Source organism: Christiangramia aestuarii (assembly GCF_009735585.1).
GTDB classification, from domain to species: domain Bacteria; phylum Bacteroidota; class Bacteroidia; order Flavobacteriales; family Flavobacteriaceae; genus Christiangramia; species Christiangramia aestuarii.
The window spans coordinates 1-464 of record NZ_VJVW01000074.1 but is presented as its reverse complement, the minus strand read 5'-3'; the positions used below and the strand labels follow the sequence as shown (position 1 = coordinate 464).

At 67.9% G+C, this 464-nt stretch carries 1 protein-coding gene; it reads right to left on the bottom strand.

The genetic code is table 11. The features are described from left to right. Nucleotides 1-315: 1-deoxy-D-xylulose-5-phosphate synthase N-terminal domain-containing protein (locus FLP08_RS16970; protein WP_279327002.1), on the bottom strand; the 315-nt coding region annotated here is incomplete at its 3' end. Nucleotides 316-464 lie beyond the last annotated feature (149 nt).

The window sequence follows — 464 nt, the reverse complement described above, 5'->3', positions numbered from 1 at the left end:
CAGGGTGCCCATCAGCTCGCGGCGCTCGGTGAGGATCTTGTGCGGATAGGCCTGGTGGCCGACGTCCCAGACCAGGCGGTCGTCCGGAGTGTCGAAGACGTAGTGCAGGGCAATGGTCAGCTCGACCACGCCGAGGCCGGCGCCGAAATGACCGCCGGTCTGGCCGACGGTATACAGCAGGTACTGGCGCAGCTCGTCGGCCAGGGTTTCCAGGTCCGCCTCGCCCAGCCGGCGCAGTTCGGCCGGCGAAGAGGCGCGGTCGAGCAGGGGCGTGGCGGGGCGCTCGCGGGGAATCTCATGGAGCGTCTTGGGCATCAGGCTGTCGTTATGCAATCCGGAGAGGCCAGCAGTTTACCTGATGCACCGGCCGCGCCCAAGCAAGGGAGCCCCTACCTTTGCCGGGGACTTCCGACGACCCGTCGGTCAGTTGCGTCGCTCGACGATGTAGCGGGCCAGTTGGCGCA